The organism is Micromonospora parathelypteridis (assembly GCF_014201145.1).
Classification (GTDB): domain Bacteria; phylum Actinomycetota; class Actinomycetes; order Mycobacteriales; family Micromonosporaceae; genus Micromonospora; species Micromonospora parathelypteridis.
Genome location: NZ_JACHDP010000001.1, coordinates 3,946,470 through 3,967,652 on the forward strand (window position 1 = coordinate 3,946,470; position 21,183 = coordinate 3,967,652).

Here is a 21,183-nt window from a genome sequence, read left to right on the forward strand (position 1 = left end):
GACAGGTGGACAGGTCGGTGGCCGGAGGGGCGGCGCGAAGCGTGGATCGCAGTGGCGGGGTGCAGCCGGCCGGCGACACCATCCAGATCGGCATCGCGGTGGACATTCCCGAGCCGTGGGGTGCCCAGCTCACCCGGCGGCGGGTCGAGGCCGGCGACCCGCTCGCGGTGCCCGCGCACGTAACGTTGCTCGGGCCCACCGAGATCCGGACGGCCAACCTGCCCGCCGTCGAGCAGCACCTGGCCGCCGTCGCCGCCACGCACCTGCCGTTCGCACTGCACCTGCGGGGCACCGGCACGTTCCGGCCGGTCACCCAGGTGGTGTTCGTCGCGGTTGCCGCCGGGATCAGCGAGTGTGAGTTGCTGGCCGCCGCCATCGCCGCGTCGCCAGGCCTGCACCGCGAGCTCCGCTTCCCGTACCATCCGCACGTCACCGTGGCGCAGGACGTGGCGCCGGAGGCCCTGGACAAGGTGTACGAGGATCTGGCCGACTTCTCCGCGATGTTCGAGGTCGACGCGTTCACGCTCTTCTCGCACAGCGGGCAGGCCCGGTGGCAGCCGCGTCGGGACTTCCGCCTCGGCGTCTGAGCCGCCGGCGACGCGCCGGCTGGTGAGTATCGGGAGCCGGTTGCCACTACGGCGGTGGGAGATCGGCGAGGATGATCGCGTGAACGTGATCGGCCGGATCGAAGCGGGCATCGACCGCTGGGTGAGCGCCGCGCGCCGCCGGTCGGGGCTCTTCGATCACGTGTGGCGGGCCGGCGCCCTGTACGCCGAGGTGCTGGCCGGGCGACTGGCCGCCGCCATCGCCTACTACGGCTTCTTCGCGGTGTTCGCCCTCGCCCTGGTCGCGTACTCCATCTTCGGGGCCATTCTCGAGGACAACGATGAGGTCAGTGCGGCGGCGGCCGACTTCCTCAAGGAGAACCTGCCCTTCCTCGACCCCGAGCAGATCGCCAACTCCAGCAACACGGTCGGTGTGGTCGGCCTGGTCATCCTGGTCTTCACCGGGATCGGGTGGGTGGAGGCGATCCGCTCCTCGCAGCGGTTGATGTATCAGCTCAACCAGCAGCCGGGAAACCTGGTGGTGCGGCGGCTGGTCGACCTGGGCGTGATGATCGGTGTCTTCGTGCTGCTCGGCGTCTCGGTGGCGGCGGTGGACGCGTTGGAGTCGCTGCTGCGTTTCCTGCTGCGCAGCACCGGGTCGGTTGGTCTGACCACGATCAGCGCGGTGCTCAGCGTGCTGGTCAACGCGGTGCTCGCCACCGCGTTGCTCCTCGCGGTGCCCCGGCTGCGGATGAGCCGGTCCCGGCTGCGCCCGGTGGTGCTGCTGGTGGCGATCGGCATCACGCTGCTGAACACGGTCGGGCGGTACTACGTGGTACGCACCGAGCGCAACCCGGCGTACACCGTGGTGGCCGGCGCCGTCGGTCTGCTGCTCTACCTCTACCTGCTCAACCAACTGGTGCTGTTCGGCGCGGCGCTCCTCGCGACCAGTTCGAACGGGCGGGTGGTGGACCTGGCGGAGGCCGCCGCCCCGCCGCGGGAGGTCGACGAGGACACCGACCCCGGTACGCCGGGCGGTGCGAGCTGATGACGGAAGGTGTGTAGGTGCTGATCTCGGTCGACCAGGACTCGTCGGTGCCCCCGTACGAGCAGGTGCGCGGACAACTCGCCGAGCTGATCGGCGACGGCCGGTTGCCGGTGGGCAGCCGACTGCCCACCGTCCGACAACTCGCCGCCGATCTGCGACTGGCCGCGAACACGGTGGCCCGGGCGTACCGGGAGTTGGAGGGTGCCGGGCTGCTGGAGACCCGGGGGCGCAACGGCACCTTCGTCGCCCCCGGCCGGGACGACGCCGTCGACCGGCTACACCGGGTCGCCGTCGAGTACGCCGCCGAGGCGCGTCGGCTGGGTGTCGCCCCGGACCGTGCCGTCGCCCTCGTCCGCGCCGCCCTCGACGCCACCCGGCACGACTGAGCCGGGGCGTCGCCGCGCCGGCTGACCTGCCGCTGTTGGAGCGCCGGACGGGCGGAAACTGAGCCGAAAGGCGTCGGCGCTCGCGTTCGCGGACCATGATGAGCCGGTGGGCGCACTCATGACACTGGACCTGCCGGCCGACTCGCCGCTCCTCGGTCTGCCGTGGATCATCACCTTCGGCCCGCTCGGCGATCTCGACGAGTGGGAGCCGGTGGTCTGCGGGCCGTACGAGCGGCCGCACGCGTTGGCGCTCGCCGAGGCGGTGGTGGCCGACGAGCAGTTGATGGCGGTGGTGGAACCGCTGCTGCCGGCGCTGTCGGCCGACGAGATTCGCAGTGAGATCGCCGCCGCGCAGGTCGCCGCCGAGGACGAGGCGAGGCAGGTCGAGGGCGCCGACCTGTACGGCGACTTCGAGGACGTGATCGACGAGGAGTTGGACGCCGCCGCCGACGAGGCGGGCCACGGTGAGCCCGTCGAGCCGCCGAACGAGGCCGAGGTACGCGAAGGCTTCACCCGGATCGCGGCGCTGCTCACCGCCAAGTGACGGCCCGGACCTGCATGGACGAGCACCGGCGCCGCGCGGAGCGGACTCCGCGTGGCGCCGGTGCCACCTCACCCCCCACCACAAGGGGCCGGTAGCCCAGTCGCCCGCCGGCGCGGGGCACGGCGAACGACCAGGTCGAGTACGAGTTACCCGTTCAGCGCCGTTCCAACCAGGCGGCCGCGTCGACGGGCAGCAGATGGCCGGAGCCCTGCCCGGTGAGCGCGTCGCTGGCGACGAGCGGCTGACCGTACCCGTCGATCAGGGCCGGCGCACCGCTGAGGTTGACCACGCAGGTCAGCGTGGTGTCGCCGGCGGTGCGGGAGAAGGCCAGCACGCCGGGCCCGCTCTCCAGCCAGGTGACCCCGTCGGCGTCGAGGGCCAGCGCCGGGTGCGCATGGCGGATCCGCAGCGCGGCCCGGTACAGCTCCAGCGTCGAGCCGGGCACGCCGGTCTGCGCGGTGACGGACAGGGACCGCCAGGTCGTCGGGGCGGGCAGCCAGCTCAACTCGCTGCCGGCCGGCCCGAAGCCGTACGGGGCCAACTCGCCGCTCCACGGGATGGGCACCCGGCAGCCGTCGCGGCTTTCGCCGGTGCGCAGGAACGCCGGGTCCTGGCGCAGCTCGTCGGGGAGGTCGAGGACCTCGGGCAGGCCCAGTTCCTCGCCCTGGTAGAGGTAGGCGCAACCCGGTAGGGCGAGCATCAGCAGGCTGGCGGCCCGGGCCCGGCGCAGCCCTTCGGCGCCGTCGCCGTAGCGGGTGACGTGCCGCTGCTTGTCGTGGTTGGACAGCACCCAGGTGGTGGGCGCGCCGACGACGGTCGCCTCGGCCAGCGCGGTGTCGATCACCTTGCGGAACGAGTCGGCCGACCAGGTGGCGTCGAGGAAGTCGAAGCTGAACGCCTGGTGCAGCTCGTCCGGGCCGATGTAGCGGGCCAGACGCTCCGGCGTCTCGGCCCACGCCTCGGCGACAGCCATCCGACCGCCCGGGTAGCTGTCCAGGATGGGCCGCCAGGCACGGTAGATCTCGTGCACCTCGTCCTGGTCGAAGTAGGGCAGTCGGCCCTTGCCGAGCAGCTCGACCTGACGCTGGCCGGTGGTGATCGTGCTGAAGCCCACGTCCGGCAGCCCGTCCGCCTTGATCATGCCGTGCGCCACGTCGATGCGGAATCCGTCCACGCCCCGGTCCAGCCAGAACCGCAGCACGTCCTCGAATTCGGCACGGACCTCCGGGTGGCGCCAGTTCAGGTCCGGCTGCGACGGGTCGAACAGGTGCAGGTACCACTGGCCGTCCGCGATCCGGGTCCAGGCCGGGCCGCCGAAGATGCTCTCCCAGTCGTTCGGTGGCAGCTCGCCGTGCGCGCCCTGACCCTCGGCGAAGAGGTAGCGGGCCCGCTCCGGCGAGCCGGGGCCGGCGGCGAGGGCGGCGGTGAACCAGCGGTGCGCGCTGGAGGTGTGGTTGGGCACCAGGTCGATGATGATCCGCAGGCCGAGGGCGTGCGCGTCAGTGATCATCGCGTCGAAGTCGGCGAGAGTGCCGAACATCGGGTCGACGTCCCGGTAGTCGGCCACGTCGTACCCGCCGTCGACCATCGGAGAGGTGTAGAAGGGGGTCAGCCAGAGCGCGTCCACCCCGAGGTCACGCAGGTACGGCAGGCGGTGCCGGATGCCCTGGAGGTCACCGGTGCCGTCGCCGTCGCTGTCGGCGAAGCTGCGGACGTACACCTGGTAGACGACCGCGGAGCGCCACCAGTCGTCGGCGGTGTGGGGTGGGTTGGCGGTGCTGATCATCCGAGCAATATGCCGCTCGGGAGCTGCAAGAGTCAAGCAGATCTTGCGTAAGACAATCGCGCGGTAGTCGGAACAACAGCGGTGGATCCCCGCACCACCAGCTCCGGGCGGAACAGGTACTCCGAGTGCGGAGCGCCGTACCCGTTGATCTCGTCCACCAGGGCCCGGACGGCCGCCACCGCCATCGCGGTGACCGGCTGCCGCATGGTCGTCAGCGGCGGGTCGGTGAAGGCCATCAGCGGTGAGTCGTCGTAGCCGACCACGGAGAGGTCGCCGGGCACGCTGAGGCCGCGTTGGCGGGCCGCTCGGATCGCGCCGAGCGCCATCAGGTCGGAACCGCAGACCACGCCGGTGACACCGCGGTCCAGCAGGCGGCCGGCCGCCGCCTCGCCACCCTCCACACCGAACAGCGACAGCTCGGCCAGTGGACCCAGGTCGGACTGCGCGACGCCGGCCAGTCGGGTCATCGCCGAGCGCCAGCCAGACACCTTGCGCTGCACCGGAACGAACCGATCCGGGCCGGTGATCAGGCCGATCCGTCGGTGCCCGAGCGCGACCAGGTGGGCGACCGCCAGCTCGGCGGCCTCCCGGTCGTCGCAGGAGACGAAGGGGGCGCCGATGTTGGGCACGTACCCGTTGATCATGACGACCGGCAACGGTCGGGCGAGCAACGCCCGGTAGCGGTCGTGGTTGGCGGCGGTGTCGGCGTGCAGGCCGGAGACGAAGACGATCCCGGAGACCTGCCGGTCCAGCAGCATCTCGACGTACTCGTCCTCGGTCACGCCGCCGGCCGTCTGGGTGCAGAGCACCGGCGTGAACCCGCTCTGCGCCAGTGTCGACTCGATGACCTGGGCGAAGGCGGGGAAGATCGGGTTGTCCAGCTCCGGCACCACCAGGCCGACCAGACCGGCGCTGCGCTTGCGCAGTCGGGCCGGGCGCTCGTAGCCGAGCACGTCGAGGGCGGTGAGGACGGCCTGCCGGGTCTCCGGGGCCACGCCGGGGCGGTCGTTGAGCACCCGCGACACCGTGGCCTCGCTGACTTCGGCCTGCTGGGCGATGTCGGACAGTCGAGCGCGCATGGCGGCACTTTAGCCCACCGGCAAGTTCTTGCGGGGTGCTCTGCAATCCCTTCCATAATCTGCAACGTCTTGCTAACGTCCCCGCAACATGCGAGAGCAGCGGCGCGGCATCTATGCGCCGGTTGGCAAGAACTTCCAGAGGTTCCCACTGGCGGGCCGTCCTTCCCCCGGCGGACCCGCCATGACGACAGGAGTACCGATGCGCATCCGTACCGCGGGTGTGGTCGCCCTCTTCGCCCTGGCACTCGCCGCCTCCGGCTGTGGTGGCGACAGCGACGAGCCGGCCGCGAAGGAAACCCCCAAGGCCGCCGGCGGCAAACTGGTCATCTGGGCGGACGACAAGCGCACCGCCGCCCTCAAGCCGTTCGCCGAGAAGTTCGGCCAGGAGAACGGCGTCACCGTCGACGTCCAGGCCGTCAGCAAGGACCTGCAGACCAACTTCGTCACCGCCTCCCAGCAGGGCAGCGGCCCGGACGTGGTGGTCGGCGCGCACGACTGGATCGGCAACCTCGTGCAGAACGGCGCGATCGACCCCGTCCAGCTCGCCGCCGAGCAGAAGAGCGGGTTCAACGAGACCGCCATCAAGGCGGTCACCTTCAACGGTCAGCTCTACGGCGTGCCGTACGCGCAGGAGAACCTGGCGCTGATCCGCAACACCGAGCTGGCCCCCGAGGCGCCGAAGACCATCGAGGACCTGGTCGCCAGCGGCAAGCAGCTCAAGGCGGCCAAGAAGGTCACCGAGACGCTCTGCCTCCAGGTCGGCCAGAACGGCGACGCGTACCACATCTACCCGCTGTACAGCTCGGCCGGCGGATACCTCTTCGGCACCGGCGCCAACGGCGACTACGACCCGAAGGACCTGGGCGTGGGCAAGCCCGAGTCCATCGAGGCCTTCAAGAAGATCGGCGCGCTGGGCGAGAAGGGCGAGGGCGTGCTCAAGCGTTCCATCGCGGACACCAACTCGATCGCCACCTTCACCGGAAAGAAGTGCGCGTACCTGGTCTCCGGGCCGTGGGCGGTGGCTGACGTCAAGAAGGCCAACATCACGTACGACATCTCGGCCGTCCCCGGCTTCGCCGGCGGCAAGGAGGCTCAGCCGTTCGTGGGCGTGCAGGCGTTCTACGTCGCCGCGAAGGGCAAGAACAAGGCGCTGGCCCAGGAGTTCGTGGCCAACTACACCACCACGCCCGAGCTGGCCGTCGCGCTCTACCAGGCCGAGCCCCGGCCGCCGGCGCTGACCGCTGCCCTCGACCAGGTCAAGGGCAGCGACCCGGATCTGGCCAAGTTCCAGGAGGCCGGTAAGAACGGGCAGGTGCTGCCGGCCATCCCGGCGATGGCCGCGATCTGGGACCCGTTCGGCAAGGCCGAGGCCGCCGTCATCGGCGGGGCCGACCCGACCAGCACCATCACCGCCGCCGGCAAGACCATCTCCGGCCAGATCAAGTAATGAGTACGCCGCTGTCCGGCCCGGGGTCTGTCACGCAGACGCCGGGCCGGGAGCCCGCCGGCTCCCCACCCTCGCGCTCACGTCCCTCGCGCTCCCGGGTTACGCGCGACGACGCGCCGATCACCCTGACCGGGCTCGCCGGCAAGGTGCTCCTGCTCGGCCTGACCGCCGGTGTCGCGGTCTGGGCGGCATTCCCGCTCATCGCCGCCGGGATGTGGGTCGGCCTGGCCCTGCTGGCGGCGTCCACCGCCGGGCTGTTCTACCTGTATCTCACCCGCCGGCACATCCCCGCCAAGTACCTGGTCCCAGGCACCCTGTTCCTGATCGCCTTCCAGGTCTTCCCGGTGTTCCACACCGCCAGCACCGCCTTCACCAACTTCGGGGACGGGCACCGGGGCAGCAAGGACGACGCGATCGTCGCGATCCAGTCCTCCTCGGTCACCCAGGTACCCGGGTCCGCCGAGTACGCCCTGTCGATCGCCACCAAGGGCGACCCGGTCACCGGTCCGCTGGTCTTCCTGGTCACCGACCCGGGCACCGGCGCGGTCTCCGTCGGCGACACCGGTGGGCTGCGCCAACTCGACGCCGCCGACGTCACGGTCGCCACGGGCGGCAAGGTCACCGCCGCCGACGGCTACACCGTGCTGAACTTTGGCCAGGCCAGCTCCCGCAGCAGGGAGATCACCGACCTGGTGGTCCCGACCGCCGGTGGCGCGCTGCGCTCCAGCGGCCTGTCCCGCGCGTACGAGGGCAAGGCGGTGCGAGCGTACGAGGCTGGTTGCGACTGCGTCCGGGACACCGGGACGGGGCAAACCTGGACCGCCGACGAGCAGGCTGGCGCGTTCGTCGCCGCCGACGGTGAGCGGCTGGCCCAGGGCTGGAAGGTCAACGTCGGGCTGAGCAACTTCACCCGCGTGCTCACCGACGAGAACATCTCCGGCCCGTTCCTCGGCACCCTGATCTGGAACTTCGCGTTCGCCATCGGCTCCACCGGCGGGACGTTCCTGCTCGGCATGCTGATCGCGCTCGCGCTGCACTCGCCCCGGATGCGCGGCACCAACCTCTACCGGGTGTTGCTGGTCCTGCCGTACGCCATGCCGTCGTTCGCGATGCTGCTGGCCTGGCGGGACATGTTCAACGCGGACTTCGGGCTGATCAACAGTCTGTTCGGGTTGGACGTGGACTGGTTCGGTCAGGCGTGGACGGCCCGCTTCGCGGTCATCCTGGTGCAGCTCTGGCTCGGCTACCCGTACATGTTCCTGGTGGCCACCGGCGCGTTGCAGGCCATCCCGCGCGAACTCACCGAGGCCACCTCGGTCGACGGGGCCTCACCCTGGCAGTCCTTCCGGGCGGTCACCCTGCCGCTGCTGCTGGTCGCGCTCTCGCCGCTGCTGATCTCCTCGTTCGCGTTCAACTTCAACAACTTCAACGCGATCTACCTGACCACCGAGGGTGCGCCCTTCCCGGCAGACAACCCGACCAACGGCGCGACCGACCTGTTGATCACGTACACCTATCGGCTCGCCTTCGGCGGACAGGGCGCGCAGTTCGGCTTCGCCGCCGCGATCTCGCTCTTCATCTTCGCCATCGTCGCGGTGGTCTCCGCGGTCAGCTTCCGGCGGACCCGCCAACAGGAGGAGGTGTACGCGTGACGACGCTCAACCGGAAGACGACCGGCCGGCGGCGTAGCCGTTGGTTCGCCCAGGTCGGCTGGCGGCATGTGGTCGCCGTGCTCGCCGTGCTGTTCAGCCTGTTCCCGATCGTGTTCGTGCTGTCCGCCGCGCTCAACCCGGTCGGCACGCTGTCCACCACCGACCTGGTACCGACCGGCGGGGTGTCGCTCGGAAACTTCGGCGGGCTGTTCGAGCGGACCGCCTTCGGGCGGTGGTTCCTCAACTCGCTGCTGATCGCCGGGGTGGCGTCGTTCGCGTCGGTGTTCCTCTCCGCGCTCGCCGCGTACGCCTTCTCCCGGATGCGGTTCCGCGGACGCCGGGTGGGGCTGCTCTCGCTGCTGCTGATCCAGATGTTTCCGCAGTTCCTGGCGATCGTGGCGATCTACCTGATCTTCGGCACGATCACCGACCTGTGGCCGTCGATCGGCTTCAACACCCCGTGGGGTCTGCTGTTGCTCTACCTGGGTGGCGCGCTCGGGGTGAACACCTGGCTGATGAAGGGCTTCTTCGACACCCTGCCTCGGGAGTTGGACGAGTCGGCGACCGTCGACGGAGCGTCGCACGCCCAGGTCTTCTTCCGGATCATGCTGCCGCTGGTGGCGCCGATCCTGGCGGTGGCCGGGCTGTTGGCCTTCATCGGCACCATCAACGAGTTCCTGATGGCCAACGTGTTCCTCACCAGCACCGACTCGAAGACCCTGGCGGTCGGCATGTACGGGCTGTTGCAGAGCAACGAGCGCAACAACAACTTCGGCATCTTCGCGGCCGGCACCCTGCTCACGGCGATCCCCACCGTGTTGGTCTTCCAACTCCTGCAGCGCTACATCGTCTCCGGGCTGACCGCTGGAGCGGTCAAGGGGTGAGCAGCGGTCGGCGCGATGCCGACGCGCCGACCGCCCGACCCCCTACTACAAACTGTCGTTGATGGGGGAGGATGGGCGGCGTGGAAGCGTTGAGACTGATCCTCCTCTATGTACACCTGATCGGCTTCGCCCTGCTGCTCGGCGGTTCGATCGCCCAGTACGTCAGCGGCCGGCTGCGGATCAATTCGGCCATGCTCTGGGGGGCGGTGATCCAGTTGCTGACCGGGCTCGGCCTCTCCGCCCCGCTGCGCGACGGTGACGAGCCGGCGCCAGCAAAACTTGTGACGAAGTTGGTGATCGCGCTGCTGATCTTCGTCATGGTCTTCTTCTCCCGGAAGCGGGATGTGGTAAACCGGGGTCATTTCCTCGCGATTGTCGGCCTGACCCTGGTCAACGCGGCGGTCGCGGTCTTTTGGCGGTAACGTCCGAGGAGGGACCGGCCCCGGAAAACCGGACGTTACGGACGCCTCGGCACTCGGTTACCAGCACGAAGAGTGACTTGCCCCACGCAAGGGTTACACCCGGGTAACAGGCGCTCAACAGTCGTGCACGATTGTCGGCCGGTGGGTGGGCGCGGGCGTACGCTCCCGTCCGTAACGTGGGACAGCCGGCGGCACACCGCAGGTCGGCTGATGGGCTGCCACCGCACTAGGCGCGGTGTGCAATGGGAAGGAGACGTCTTGCGCTCGGTGCGTGGGATGCGGATCGCCTCGATCTTCGCGGTGGGTGGGCTCGCGCTCACCGCCGCCGCTTGTGGCGAGGCCCCCAAGGATGACAACAACGCCGGCAGTGGCGCCAAGAAGTTCAGCGCCTGCATGGTGACCGACGTCGGCGGCATCGACGACAAGTCGTTCAACACCTCGGCCTGGAAGGGTCTGCAGGAGGCCAAGGCCGCCAACGACAACATCGACATCAAGTTCGTCGCGTCGAAGGCCGAGGCCGACTACGAGCCGAACCTGACGCAGTACGTCAACCAGAAGTGCAACTTCATCCTGGCGGTCGGTGGCCTCATGGGCAACGCCACGAAGAAGATCGCGGCGGCGAACCCGAACCAGGAGTTCGGCATCGTCGACTCCAACTCCGAGTTGGACAACATCTACCCGATGCAGTTCGACACCGCCCAGGCCGCGTTCCAGGCCGGCTACCTGGCCGCCGGGATGAGCAAGAGCGGCAAGGTGGGCACCTACGGTGGTCTGCCGATCCCGCCGGTGACCATCTTCATGGACGGCTTCGTCGACGGCGTGGCGTACTACAACCAGGCCAAGGGCAAGAACGTCCAGGCGCTCGGCTGGAACAAGGAGACCCAGAAGGGCTCCTTCACCAACGACTTCGCCAAGCAGGACGAGGGCAAGAAGGTCTCCGACGCGCTGGTCGCCCAGGGCGCGGACATCATCATGCCGGTCGCCGGCGGCTCCGGCCTCGGCACCACCGCCGCCGCCAAGGCGTCGGGTGGCAAGTACAGCACCATCTGGGTGGACGTCGACGGCTGCGAGAGCACCCCGGACTGCTCCGCGATCATCACCACCGTGGTCAAGAACATCCCGGACGCCGTCAAGGAGGCGGTCGTCAAGGCCGCCGCCGGTGACAAGCTGCCGGCCAAGCCGGGCTTCGTCGGCACCCTGGCCAACAACGGTGTCTCGATCGCCCCGTACCACGACTTCGACAGCAAGGTTCCGGCCGAGCTGAAGGCCGAGATCGACAAGATCAAGGCGGACATCGCCGCGGGCACCATCACCGTCACCTCGAAGGCCCAGCCGACCAAGTGACAACCGGCCAGCCTCTCCGGTGAGATCATCGGAAGGGGTCGGCGGGGGACAGGTACGACCGATCGGCCGCTCTGGCCCTGTGGGTGACCCGGGGTCGGAGCGGCCGATCGCGCACCACGGCGGCCGGGCCGGTCCGGTCGGGTTGACGGCAGCTAGGCTGCACCATCGCTCGCACTCCAGGAGGTTGCGCTGAGACTCGAACTGCGCGGCATCACCAAGCGTTTCGGTGATCTGGTCGCCAACGACCACATCGACCTGACGGTGGAGCCTGGAGAGATTCACGCCCTGCTCGGCGAGAACGGCGCGGGCAAGTCGACCCTGATGAACGTGCTCTACGGGCTCTACCAGCCCGACGAGGGCGAGATCCTGGTCGACGGCAAGCCGTTGAAGCTGAGGGGCCCGTCCGACGCGATCGGCGCCGGGATCGGCATGGTGCACCAGCACTTCATGCTGGTGCCGGTCTTCACCGTCGCCGAAAACATCATGCTCGGCGCCGAGCAGGTCAAGGGCGGCATCGCCGGCTTCCTGGACCGGCGCCGTGCCCGGCGCGAGGTCACCGAGGTGTCCGAGCGCTACAACCTGCAGGTCGACCCCGACGCGGTGATCGAGGACCTGCCGGTCGGCATCCAGCAGCGCGTCGAGATCGTCAAGGCGCTCACCCGCGACGTCGACCTGCTCATCCTGGACGAGCCGACCGCCGTGCTCACCCCGCAGGAGACCGAAGAACTGCTGACGGTCATGCGGTCACTCAAGGCGGCCGGCAAGTCGATCGTCTTCATCACCCACAAACTTGGCGAGGTCAAGGCCATCGCCGACCGGATCACGGTGATCCGACGCGGAAAGACCGTCGGCACCGCCTCACCGGAGGCCAGCCGGGACGAGTTGGCCGCGCTGATGGTCGGGCGCAACGTCCGGCTCACCGTGGACAAGTCCCCGGCCACGCCGGGCGAGCCGGTGCTGGAGGTGGCCGGGCTCGTCGTCGACGACGACCGGCAGATCCGCGCGGTCGACGGCATCGACCTGACCGTACGCGCCGGTGAGGTGCTCGGCGTGGCGGGCGTGCAGGGCAACGGTCAGACCGAGCTGATCGAGGCGATCATGGGTCTGCGTCCGGTGCTCGCCGGCACGGTCAACCTGGTCGGTGACCGGATCGACGGCTGGACGACCAAGAAGGTGCTCCGCGCGGGTGTCGGCTACGTGCCCGAGGACCGCAGCGTGGACGGCCTGGTCAAGGAGTTCAGCGTCGCGGAGAACCTGGTGCTGGACATCTACGACCGGCCACCCTTCGGTGCGGGGCTCGCGCTCAAGCCGGACGCGATCGCGAGCTCGGCGAAGGAGCGGATCGAGCAGTTCGACGTCCGCACCTCATCGGCCGACGCGGCGGTGGGCACCCTCTCCGGCGGCAACCAGCAGAAGGTGATCGTGGCCCGGGAGCTGTCCCGGCCGCTGAAGCTCTTCATCGCCGCCCAGCCGACCCGCGGCGTCGACGTCGGGTCGATCGAGTTCATCCACAGCCAGATCATCCGCGAGCGGGACATCGGCACCGCCGTCATGGTGGTCTCCAGCGAGCTCGACGAGGTGATCGGGCTGGCCGACCGGATCGCGGTGATGTACCGCGGTCGGATCATCGGCATCGTCGGCCCGGACACTCCGCGTGAGGAGATCGGCCTGCTGATGGCGGGCATCAGCCCGGACGCGGCCCACGAGCGCAGCACGGACGCCGTGCCGGCCGACGGCGCGGCCACCGACGGGAGCCCGGCGAGCGACACGGGCTCCGCGAACGAGGACGAGGCATGAGCGAGCGTCAGCGAGCGAATCACCGTTTCAGGTTGTTGGTGCCTCATGGCGTCACGCAGCGAAGCGGAGTGGCGGCATGAGCAACGACCCCACCCCGCAGTCCGGTTCGCCGGACAAGGAGCCGGCGAGCGAGGCACAGGCCGCGCAGAACGCGCTCGGGAACACCGAACGGGCCGAGTTGGCAACCGAGCCGAAGGCTCCGGCGCCAAAGCCGGAGCAGGAGCCGCGGCCCAGCCTGGGCCGGTTGTTCATCGACAACCTCTGGGCGGCCAACACCTTCACGGTGACTCTGCTGTCGCTGGTGCTGGCGATCGTGGTCGGCGCGGTGCTGATGATCATTTCTGATCCGGCGGTGCTCTCCACCTACTCGTACATCACCTCCCGCCCGTCCGACGCGATCAACTCCAGTTGGACGCTGGTCAGCGAGGCGTACGCGAACCTGTTCAAGGGCTCGGTCTTCGACCCCGAGGCGTTCTCCGCCTGGGTGAACGGCACCGGCGATTGGCAGGCCGTGCTCGCGCCGATCTCCGAGACGCTCACCTACGCCGCGCCGCTGGTCTTCACCGGCCTGTCGGTGGCGCTGGCCTTCCGCGGCGGCCTGTTCAACATCGGCGCCCAGGGCCAGGCCACCATCGGCGTGATCATGGCGGCGCTGGCCGGTTTCCTACTGCCCCTGCCGCCCGGGCTGCACCTGCTGGTGGCGGTGCTGGCCGGTGCATTGGGCGGGGCGATCTGGGGTTTCATCCCCGGCATCCTGAAGGCTCGTGCCGGCGCGCACGAGGTGATCAACACGATCATGCTCAACTACGTCGCCACGTACTTCCTCACCTGGTTGATCGTGCAGAACGGCGTGCAGGACCCGAACCGCACCGACGCGATCAGCAAGGCGGTGGACACCTCCGCCCAGCTGCCCCGACTTCTCGGTGACAACCTGCGGGTGCACGCCGGCATCCTGCTCGCCGTGCTGGCGACCTGGGCGGTCGCCTGGCTGCTCAACCGTTCGACGCTCGGCTTCGAGCTGCGGGCTGTGGGTGCCAACCCGGACGCCGCCCGCACCGCCGGCATCAGCGTCACCCGGACGTACATCCTGATCATGGTCTTCGCCGGCATCCTGGCCGGCCTCGGCGGCTCGAACATGGTGCTGGGCTCCACCGCCAGCGCGTTGACCCCGTTGGTGGTCGCGCAGATCGGCTTCGACGGCATCCTGGTGGCGTTGCTGGGGCGGGTGAAGCCCTGGGGGGTGCTGCTGGCCGCGCTGCTGTTCGGGGCGCTGCAGGCCGGTGGCAACCGGATGCAGTCGTACTCCGGGATCTCGCTGGAGCTGGTGACCGTGCTCCAGGCGCTGATCGTCATCTTCATCGCCGCGCCGGCCCTGGTGAAGGCGATCTTCCAGCTCCGGGCCGCGCGCGCCGCCCGGTTGCAGACGAGCCTGGCGAAGGGCTGGTAGCTGATGTCCACCATGGCTGTCCCCGAGATCGCGGTCGCCCCGGTCCGCAAGGGCTTCTGGACCCGGAGCCGCAAGGTAGGCCTCACGCTGCTGGGCCTCGGCCTGTTGGCCGCGGTGCTCTTCGGCGCGCTCGCCACCGACCAGCAGGCCCGGTTCACGCTCAGCGACGACGCCGCCGGCGCCGCACTGGAGATCAACGGCACGATCGGGGCGATCCTGTTCGGGATCATCGCGATCGCCGCCGGCGCGGCGCTGCTCGCCGGGGTGCCGAAACGGTGGTTCCTCCCCGTGCTCGGCGTCGGGCTCGTCGGCTTCGTGCTGTCGTTCCTCTGCTGGCAGGTTTCCGCCGCGCCGACCGGGCAGAACTTCATGCCGCTCGTCAACATCATCCGGGGCACGTTCATCCTGGCCCTGCCGCTGATCTTCGGCGCGCTCGCCGGGGTGCTCTGCGAACGATCCGGTGTGGTCAACGTGGCCATCGAGGGCCAGTTGCTGATGGGCGCGTTCAGCGGAGCACTCTTCGGCAGCATCTCCGGCAGCGTCTGGGTGGGTCTGGTCGCCGCCGCCCTCGGCGGCGCGTTCATCTCGCTGCTGCTGGCCGTCTTCGCGATCCGCTACCTGGTCGACCAGGTCGTCATCGGCATCGTGCTGAACCTGCTGGCGGTCGGTGTCACCGGCTTCCTCTACGAGCGGCTGATGCAGACCGACGCGGCGAAATACAACAGTGCGCCTCGCTTCAGCAACTGGGAGATCCCGCTGCTGAAGGACATTCCGGTGCTCGGGCCGGCGCTGTTCCGCGGCAACATCTTCCTCTACGTCGGGCTGCTGCTGGTGCTGGTGATCCACGTCGGGCTGTTCCGCACCCGCTGGGGGCTGCGTACCCGCTCGGTCGGCGAACACCCGATCGCCGCCGACACGCTGGGCGTCAAGGTGCTGCGGGTGCGCTACCGCAACGTGCTGCTGGCCGGCGTGGTCGCCGGTATCGGTGGCGCGTCCTACACGCTGGCGCTCTACTCGTTCACCAAGAACATGATCGGCGGCAAGGGCTTCATCGCACTGGCCGCGCTGATCTTCGGCCGTTGGAACCCGACAGGCGCGCTGCTCGCCGCGCTCTTCTTCGGTTTCGCCGACCAGCTCGCCACGTACCTGGGCGCGATCAGCAGCTCGATCCCCAGCCAGTTCCTGGCCATGCTGCCCTACCTGGCGACCATCCTGGCGGTCGCCGGGCTGGTCGGCCGGGTCCGGGCGCCGGCCGCCGACGGCAAGCCGTACATCAAGGGCTGACGCCTGAGCCGTGCCCGGCGGGCAGGGTTCGCTCCCATCAGTACCCCTGCCCGCTTCTGACCTGGGCTGCTTCGGCAGAATGATGGGATGACCGACATCGACTGGGCGCGGTTACGCGCCGCCGCCACCGACGCGATGCGGCACGCGTACGCGCCGTACTCGACGTTCCCGGTCGGCGCGGCCGCGCTGGTCGACGACGGCCGCGTGGTCGTCGGCTGCAACGTGGAGAACGCCGCGTACGGGGTGACGCTCTGCGCCGAGTGCGGTGTCGTCTCCAGCCTGCACGCCACCGGTGGCGGCCGGATCGTCGCGCTCTCCTGCGTCGACGCCACCGGCGAGCCGCTGATGCCGTGCGGCCGCTGTCGCCAGCTGCTCTGGGAGCACGGCGGGCCGGAGTGCCTGATCGAGAGCAAGAGCCGCCCGTTGCGGATGGCCGAGCTGCTGCCACACGCCTTCGGCGTGGAGGACCTGGAGGCCGTTACCGGGGAGACTCCGGTGCCGGTGGTCCCGGAGCGGCTGGCCGCCTGGCGAGGGCGCGGCACCGTCTTCGTGCACCCGGACATGTCTGCCGGCCAGCAGGTCTGGACGGCGTACTGGGAACGGTCGGCCGGGGACGACGCCGGTGCCGAGACCGGGGTGCTGGAGGAGGCGCCGAGCTGGGACGACCCGGCCGAGGCGATCACCTGGGGACTGGCCCGGACACCGCGGGTGGTGGTGGTCGACGCCACCGGCACCATCTTCTGGGCCGGCGAGGGTGAGCCTCCTTTGGAGATTCCGGTCCGCTGGTCCGCAGGCTGACCCCAACTCCGGGAGCGACGGCACCTCAAGGCCGCGAGGCCGCCCCGCGCCGCCATGATCGTGCTCGATCGTGGAAGTAGTCCCAACCTCGCGACACGAGGGGACTACATCCTGGTTCGAGCGCGATCATGAGGGTCGCCGAGCGGCGGGCACGGCCCTGGACGGATTCACAACGACGTGAGAAGGAACCACAGAGTGAGTGCTTTTGCTGCTGTTGACGTCATTCGGGTCAAGCGGGACGGGGGTGTGCTGTCGGACGCGCAGATCGACTGGGTGGTCGACGCGTACACCCGGGGGGTCGTCGCCGACGAGCAGATGTCCGCGCTGGCGATGGCGATCCTGCTCAACGGCATGACCGGGCCGGAGATCGCCCGGTGGACCGCCGCGATGATCGCGAGCGGTGAGCGGCTGGACCTTTCGGCGGTACGCCGGCCGACGGTCGACAAGCATTCCACCGGTGGCGTCGGCGACAAGATCACTCTGCCGCTCACCCCGCTGGTGGCGGCGTGCGGAGCTGCCGTGCCGCAGCTCAGCGGCCGCGGTCTCGGGCACACCGGCGGCACATTGGACAAGTTGGAGTCCATCCCGGGCTGGCGGGCCACGGTGAGCAACGACGAGTTCATCGCCCAGCTGGACGAGGTCGGCGCGGTGATCTGCGCGGCCGGCGCCGGGCTCGCCCCCGCCGACCGCAAGCTGTACGCGCTGCGCGACGTGACCGGCACCGTGGAGGCGATCCCGTTGATCGCCAGCTCGATCATGAGCAAGAAGATCGCCGAAGGCACCGGCGCCCTGGTCCTCGACGTCAAGGTCGGCTCGGGCGCCTTCATGAAGTCCGTCGACCAGGCCCGCGAACTGGCCCGCACCATGGTCGAGTTGGGCGGTGCGCACGGTGTGCGGACGGTCGCCCTGCTCACCGACATGTCCACCCCGCTCGGCCTGGCGATCGGCAACGCGGTCGAGGTGACCGAGTCGGTCGAGGTGCTGGCCGGAGGTGGGCCGGCCGACGTGGTGGAGCTGACGCTGGCCCTGGCCCGGGAGATGCTCGACGCCGCCGGCCTGCCGGACGCCGATCCGGCTGCCGCGCTGCGCGACGGCCGGGCCATGGACTCCTGGCGGGCGATGGTCCGGGCGCAGGGCGGCGACCCGGACGCGCCGATGCCAGCTGCCGCCGAGGTCGAGGTGGTCCGCGCCGAGCAGGACGGGCACGTCGCGGCCGTCGACGCGTACGCCATGGGGGTTGCGGCGTGGCGGCTCGGCGCGGGTCGGGCCCGCAAGGAGGACCCGGTCAGCGTGCCGGCCGGTGTGGTGTTGCACAAGCGGCCGGGCGACGCGGTGCGGGCCGGTGACCCCCTGTACGAGCTGCGCGCCGAGGACGCGTCGCGGATTCCGGCGGCGCTCGCCGAGGCCGCGAACGCGGTGCGGATCGCGTCGACCGCGCCGGCGTCGACGCCGCTGGTCATCGAGCGCATCGGCTGATTGGACGCGGGCCGCCCTGGCGTGGTGCCGGTCACCTGGGAGCGCTATTGTCGCAGGCCAAGGGGGGATAACCGGCCTTGCGCCGGCGCGAGCAGACAGGAAGATCCGCCGTGACCGTTGCTGCCCCCGACCCACGTGAGGTGCGCGAGGCGAGCCTGGACGAGCTGTCCCGGCTGGGCCTACCGTTGCCGCCGGCCCAGTTTCCGCTGGTCTGGGAGCCGGGCGACGAGATCGACCTGCGCCCCACGGCGGAGATCGAGGCACGGATCGCCGTGCTGCATCTGATCCTGGCCCGCTGCTTCGGGATGCCCCCGCAGGCGGCGATGAGCTGGCTGCTCGGTTCGCACCTGGTCGAGATGGTCACCCCGCCGGAGTGGCAGTTCGTGATGGGCGGCAAGGGCGATCACCGCTCGTTCGTGCTGCACCACGACGCGCTCTTCGCGCTTGCGTGGGTGCTCGGGCTGAGCAAGCAGCTCGACCCCACCCTGGCCGTCGACGAGCGACTGGTCGAGCGGCTGCCGCACATCGCCGAGGGGGAGACGTTTCCCCGGTGGCGTTCCCGGATCCTCACGGCGCCGCAGCACCCGGCCGACGCCGCCGCCCTGCTCGACCTGCACTACTGCCTGGACTGGGCCTATCTGGAGACCGAGCGCAGCGGCCGGCGGGTGCCGGGCCTGATCGACGCGAACGCGATCGGGCAGCGGCGCTGGGCGCTGGAGTGGGCGGTGATCCTGCGCGGGCCGTACCACGACGAGCCGCCCGGCTGGGAAGAGGTCGACCTCTCCACCTGAGCTCAGCGAGGTCGGTACGCGTCCACCCGAACCGCCACGGTCACCCGGACCGGCTCGGGCAGCGCGGCCAGGCGGGCGGTGAGCGCGCCCGGCTCGGTGTGCCACGCGTTCGGGCCCATCCCGACCAGGGTGGCGACCTCTGGCCGGGTCAGGGTCAGCTCCGCCCGGTGCACCGCCGAGCTGACCGGTGTGAAGTGCGCGCCCAGGCTGCCGGTCACCCGGTCGGCCTTGTCCGGATCCACCCGGAGCAGGTCGAGGGCACCCACCAGCTCGGTGAGGTGGTCGGTGTCGGGCGTGACCACCAGCAGCGAGCCGGCCGGGTCGAGCACCCGGTGGAACTCCGGCCCGTTACGTGGGGCGAAGACGTTCAGCAGCACGGCGGTCGAGGCGTCCGCGAGCGGCAGCCGCTGCCAGGTGTCGGCGAGCGCCGCGGCGGCCCGGGGGTGCGCGCGGGCCGCGCGGCGCAGCGCCGGCTTGGACACGTCCAGGGCCAGGCCCACGGCGTCCGGCAGCGCCGCCAGCACCGCGCCGAGGTACCGGCCGGTGCCGGCACCGGCATCCACCACCAGGGGGTACGCCCCGAAGCCCTCGGTCGTGTCCAGCCGGGCGACGGCCTCCGTCGCGGCGCTGGCGAGGGCATCCGAGATGAGGTCGTAGTGCCCGGCGGCCTGGAAGTCCGCCCGTGCGACGACCATCTCGGCCGTGTCCCCGACGTGTGGGGTGCGACCGGTGAGCAGGTTGACGTAGCCCTGGCGGGCGACGTCGAAGCTGTGCCGGCGCGGGCAGCGCAGCGACCTCAGGTCGGGGGCCTGCTCCAGGGGCTCGCCGCAGACCGGGCAGCGCAACCGGTCGACGATGCGTGGGTCCACGTCAGGTCGCCGCCGGGTGGTGTCGCGGGCGGTCCGTCACCGTCGTGCTTCCATGCCGCTCAGCCTAGTTCGGGCCGGTCCGGGTCGGCTTCGAGACCTGCGGTGCCCTCCCGCACCCCTGCGGGTACGGCGCTGACTAGGGTCTGAGCATGGTCGCGACTATCCGGTATGAGGACATCGTCAAGGTTCCGAAGGCGCTGCTGCACGACCACCTCGACGGCGGGCTGCGGCCGGCGACGATCGTCGATCTGGCTGCCGAGGTTGGCCACGAGCTGCCCACCACCGATCCTGAGGCGCTCGGCCGCTGGTTCGTGGACGCGGCGGACTCCGGCTCGCTGGAGCGTTACCTCGAAACGTTCGCGCACACCGTGGCGGTCATGCAGACCCCACCCGCGCTGCGTCGGGTGGCCCGCGAGTGTGCGCTGGACCTGGCCGCCGACGGAGTGGTCTACGCCGAGGTGCGCTTCGCCCCGGAGCAGCACCTGGAGCAGGATCTGAGCCTGGACGAGGTGGTCGAGGCGGTGCTGGCCGGGTTCGCCGAAGGCACTGCCCAGGCTGTCGAGGCGGGCCTGACCATCCGGGTGGGCACGCTGCTCACCGCGATGCGCCACGCCGCCCGTTCACAGGAGATCGCCGAGCTGGCCGTTCGGCACCGGGACGCCGGGGTGGTCGGCTTCGACATCGCCGGCGCCGAGGCGGGCTTTCCGCCCACCCGGCACCTGGACGCCTTCGAGTACCTGCAGCGGGAGAACTTCCACTTCACCATCCACGCCGGCGAGGCGTTCGGTCTGCCGTCGATCTGGCAGGCGATCCAGTGGTGCGGAGCGGACCGGCTCGGTCACGGGGTGCGGATCGTCGACGACATCGCCCCGGACGGTGGGCTCGGCCGGCTGGCCGCGTACGTCCGGGACAAGCGGATCCCGCTGGAGCTGTGCCCCTCCTCGAACGTGCAGACCGGTGCGGTGGCCTCGATCGCGGACCACCCGATCGGTCTCCTGCGGGACCTGCGCTTCCGGGCCACCGTCAACACCGACAACCGGCTGATGAGCGGCACCTCGATGTCGCGGGAGATGGCGCTGTTGGTGGAGACGTTCGGCTACGGCTGGAAGGAGCTGCAGTGGTTCACGATCAACGCGATGAAGAGCGCCTTCATCCCGTTCGACGAACGACTGCGGATCATCGATGAGGTGATCAAGCCGGCGTACGCCAGGCTGCTGGCCTGAGGGTCAGCCGTGCGGGTGGCCGGCGAGCAGGCCGGCCACCCGGTGCAGCACCTCCCGGGCACGGGCCGCCTCCGCGCCCAACCCGGTCTGCCGGCGCAGCACCGCGGGCTCGGCCCGGAGCAGCGCGACGCCGCGCCGGACGAGCACCCGGGGCGCCTTGCGCTGCTCGGACAGGTCGCGGGCCAGCCGACGCAGGAAGGTTGCCCCGCGCGGTCGGCGCAGCGCGTACGCCCCGGCGAGCAGTCCCCGGCGACGGCACTCCTCGACGATCTCGGCGGCGAAGATCCCTTCAGCCACGAAAAGTGGCGATCCGGCGACATCAAATGGCCGGGTGGCCACCCGTCGATCTGCGCCGATTGCA

At 70.2% G+C, this 21,183-nt stretch carries 20 protein-coding genes; 16 read left to right on the top strand and 4 right to left on the bottom strand.

Annotation, left to right across the window (positions count from 1 at the left end; genetic code table 11):
* The first annotated feature begins 5 nt into the window (after positions 1 to 5).
* The 4 genes from HNR20_RS17865 to HNR20_RS17880 all read left to right on the top strand — a co-directional run bounded on the left by HNR20_RS17865 (position 6) and on the right by HNR20_RS17880 (position 2,523).
* Entirely contained in the window at positions 6 to 587 is a 582-nt protein-coding gene (locus HNR20_RS17865) for a 2'-5' RNA ligase family protein (RefSeq protein ID WP_373290963.1), read from the top strand.
* 79 nt (positions 588 to 666) lie between these two features.
* Positions 667 to 1,593 (top strand): YhjD/YihY/BrkB family envelope integrity protein, encoded by a 927-nt coding sequence (locus HNR20_RS17870; RefSeq protein ID WP_184181308.1) that lies wholly within the window; start codon positions 667 to 669, stop codon positions 1,591 to 1,593.
* Between the two features lie 17 nt (positions 1,594 to 1,610).
* The gene (locus tag HNR20_RS17875) at positions 1,611 to 1,979 is read left to right on the top strand and encodes a GntR family transcriptional regulator (protein ID WP_184181310.1); all 369 of its coding nucleotides are present in this window, start codon (positions 1,611 to 1,613) and stop codon (positions 1,977 to 1,979) included.
* Between the two features lie 106 nt (positions 1,980 to 2,085).
* Positions 2,086 to 2,523 (top strand): hypothetical protein, encoded by a 438-nt coding sequence (locus tag HNR20_RS17880; protein WP_184181312.1) that lies wholly within the window; start codon positions 2,086 to 2,088, stop codon positions 2,521 to 2,523.
* Positions 2,524 to 2,677: 154 nt separating this feature from the next.
* Here the strand turns inward: HNR20_RS17880 and HNR20_RS17885 are convergent, their stop codons facing one another.
* Both HNR20_RS17885 and HNR20_RS17890 read right to left on the bottom strand, forming a co-directional pair.
* Complete coding sequence (locus tag HNR20_RS17885; RefSeq protein WP_221309837.1) at positions 2,678 to 4,309, bottom strand: glycoside hydrolase family 13 protein; 1,632 nt, start codon at positions 4,307 to 4,309, stop codon at positions 2,678 to 2,680.
* Between the two features lie 32 nt (positions 4,310 to 4,341).
* Positions 4,342 to 5,388 carry a LacI family DNA-binding transcriptional regulator gene (locus tag HNR20_RS17890; RefSeq protein WP_184181314.1) on the bottom strand — a complete coding sequence of 349 codons (1,047 nt, stop codon included), beginning with the start codon at positions 5,386 to 5,388 and terminating at the stop codon, positions 4,342 to 4,344.
* Between the two features lie 199 nt (positions 5,389 to 5,587).
* On the opposite strand from HNR20_RS17890, the gene HNR20_RS17895 reads away from it, so the two are divergent.
* The 11 genes from HNR20_RS17895 to HNR20_RS17945 all read left to right on the top strand — a co-directional run bounded on the left by HNR20_RS17895 (position 5,588) and on the right by HNR20_RS17945 (position 18,730).
* Positions 5,588 to 6,835, top strand: a complete 1,248-nt coding sequence (locus HNR20_RS17895) for a sugar ABC transporter substrate-binding protein (protein ID WP_184181316.1) — start codon at positions 5,588 to 5,590, stop codon at positions 6,833 to 6,835.
* The gene (locus HNR20_RS17900) at positions 6,835 to 8,487 is read left to right on the top strand and encodes an ABC transporter permease subunit (RefSeq protein ID WP_184181318.1); all 1,653 of its coding nucleotides are present in this window, start codon (positions 6,835 to 6,837) and stop codon (positions 8,485 to 8,487) included. Before HNR20_RS17895 ends, HNR20_RS17900 begins: the two co-directional genes overlap by 1 nt.
* Positions 8,484 to 9,371 (top strand): sugar ABC transporter permease, encoded by an 888-nt coding sequence (locus tag HNR20_RS17905; protein WP_184181320.1) that lies wholly within the window; start codon positions 8,484 to 8,486, stop codon positions 9,369 to 9,371. The genes HNR20_RS17900 and HNR20_RS17905 overlap by 4 nt, the downstream gene beginning before the upstream one ends.
* An 80-nt stretch (positions 9,372 to 9,451) precedes the next feature.
* Complete coding sequence (locus HNR20_RS17910) at positions 9,452 to 9,793, top strand: hypothetical protein (protein WP_121675294.1); 342 nt, start codon at positions 9,452 to 9,454, stop codon at positions 9,791 to 9,793.
* A 276-nt stretch (positions 9,794 to 10,069) separates the two neighbouring features.
* The gene (locus HNR20_RS17915) at positions 10,070 to 11,137 is read left to right on the top strand and encodes a BMP family lipoprotein (RefSeq protein ID WP_184188618.1); all 1,068 of its coding nucleotides are present in this window, start codon (positions 10,070 to 10,072) and stop codon (positions 11,135 to 11,137) included.
* 249 nt (positions 11,138 to 11,386) lie between these two features.
* A complete protein-coding gene (locus tag HNR20_RS17920; RefSeq protein WP_311736896.1) occupies positions 11,387 to 12,934 on the top strand; it encodes an ABC transporter ATP-binding protein in 1,548 nt (515 codons plus the stop codon).
* Between the two features lie 76 nt (positions 12,935 to 13,010).
* On the top strand, positions 13,011 to 14,381 hold the full coding sequence (locus HNR20_RS17925; protein ID WP_184181322.1) for an ABC transporter permease: 1,371 nt from the start codon (positions 13,011 to 13,013) through the stop codon (positions 14,379 to 14,381).
* 3 nt (positions 14,382 to 14,384) lie between these two features.
* A complete protein-coding gene (locus HNR20_RS17930; RefSeq protein ID WP_184181324.1) occupies positions 14,385 to 15,665 on the top strand; it encodes an ABC transporter permease in 1,281 nt (426 codons plus the stop codon).
* An 87-nt stretch (positions 15,666 to 15,752) separates the two neighbouring features.
* The gene (locus HNR20_RS17935) at positions 15,753 to 16,463 is read left to right on the top strand and encodes a cytidine deaminase (protein ID WP_184181326.1); all 711 of its coding nucleotides are present in this window, start codon (positions 15,753 to 15,755) and stop codon (positions 16,461 to 16,463) included.
* A 195-nt stretch (positions 16,464 to 16,658) separates the two neighbouring features.
* The gene (locus tag HNR20_RS17940; RefSeq protein ID WP_184181328.1) at positions 16,659 to 17,939 is read left to right on the top strand and encodes a thymidine phosphorylase; all 1,281 of its coding nucleotides are present in this window, start codon (positions 16,659 to 16,661) and stop codon (positions 17,937 to 17,939) included.
* A gap of 110 nt (positions 17,940 to 18,049) precedes the next feature.
* A complete protein-coding gene (locus HNR20_RS17945; RefSeq protein WP_184181329.1) occupies positions 18,050 to 18,730 on the top strand; it encodes a DUF4272 domain-containing protein in 681 nt (226 codons plus the stop codon).
* Positions 18,731 to 18,732: 2 nt separating this feature from the next.
* Here HNR20_RS17945 and HNR20_RS17950 read toward each other — a convergent pair whose 3' ends face one another.
* Positions 18,733 to 19,599 carry a putative RNA methyltransferase gene (locus HNR20_RS17950; RefSeq protein WP_184181331.1) on the bottom strand — a complete coding sequence of 289 codons (867 nt, stop codon included), beginning with the start codon at positions 19,597 to 19,599 and terminating at the stop codon, positions 18,733 to 18,735.
* A gap of 149 nt (positions 19,600 to 19,748) precedes the next feature.
* Between HNR20_RS17950 and HNR20_RS17955 the strand changes: the two genes are divergently transcribed.
* The gene (locus HNR20_RS17955; protein ID WP_184181333.1) at positions 19,749 to 20,822 is read left to right on the top strand and encodes an adenosine deaminase; all 1,074 of its coding nucleotides are present in this window, start codon (positions 19,749 to 19,751) and stop codon (positions 20,820 to 20,822) included.
* Positions 20,823 to 20,825: 3 nt separating this feature from the next.
* Here HNR20_RS17955 and HNR20_RS32370 read toward each other — a convergent pair whose 3' ends face one another.
* Positions 20,826 to 21,119: a hypothetical protein gene (locus tag HNR20_RS32370; protein ID WP_229686991.1), complete on the bottom strand. Its 294-nt coding sequence runs from the start codon at positions 21,117 to 21,119 to the stop codon at positions 20,826 to 20,828.
* Positions 21,120 to 21,183: the final 64 nt, after the last annotated feature.

What these genes read in the sequence shown, in the direction of transcription:
- HNR20_RS17885 (WP_221309837.1), bottom strand. Translation starts at nt 4,309, where the DNA reads ATGATCAGCACCGCCAACCCACCCCACACCGCCGACGACTGGTGGCGC.
- HNR20_RS17935 (WP_184181326.1), top strand. Translation starts at nt 15,753, where the DNA reads ATGACCGACATCGACTGGGCGCGGTTACGCGCCGCCGCCACCGACGCG.
- HNR20_RS17915 (WP_184188618.1), top strand. Translation starts at nt 10,070, where the DNA reads ATGCGGATCGCCTCGATCTTCGCGGTGGGTGGGCTCGCGCTCACCGCC.
- HNR20_RS17890 (WP_184181314.1), bottom strand. Translation starts at nt 5,388, where the DNA reads ATGCGCGCTCGACTGTCCGACATCGCCCAGCAGGCCGAAGTCAGCGAG.
- HNR20_RS17900 (WP_184181318.1), top strand. Translation starts at nt 6,835, where the DNA reads ATGAGTACGCCGCTGTCCGGCCCGGGGTCTGTCACGCAGACGCCGGGC.
- HNR20_RS17955 (WP_184181333.1), top strand. Translation starts at nt 19,749, where the DNA reads ATGGTCGCGACTATCCGGTATGAGGACATCGTCAAGGTTCCGAAGGCG.
- HNR20_RS17895 (WP_184181316.1), top strand. Translation starts at nt 5,588, where the DNA reads ATGCGCATCCGTACCGCGGGTGTGGTCGCCCTCTTCGCCCTGGCACTC.
- HNR20_RS17925 (WP_184181322.1), top strand. Translation starts at nt 13,011, where the DNA reads ATGAGCAACGACCCCACCCCGCAGTCCGGTTCGCCGGACAAGGAGCCG.
- HNR20_RS17930 (WP_184181324.1), top strand. Translation starts at nt 14,385, where the DNA reads ATGTCCACCATGGCTGTCCCCGAGATCGCGGTCGCCCCGGTCCGCAAG.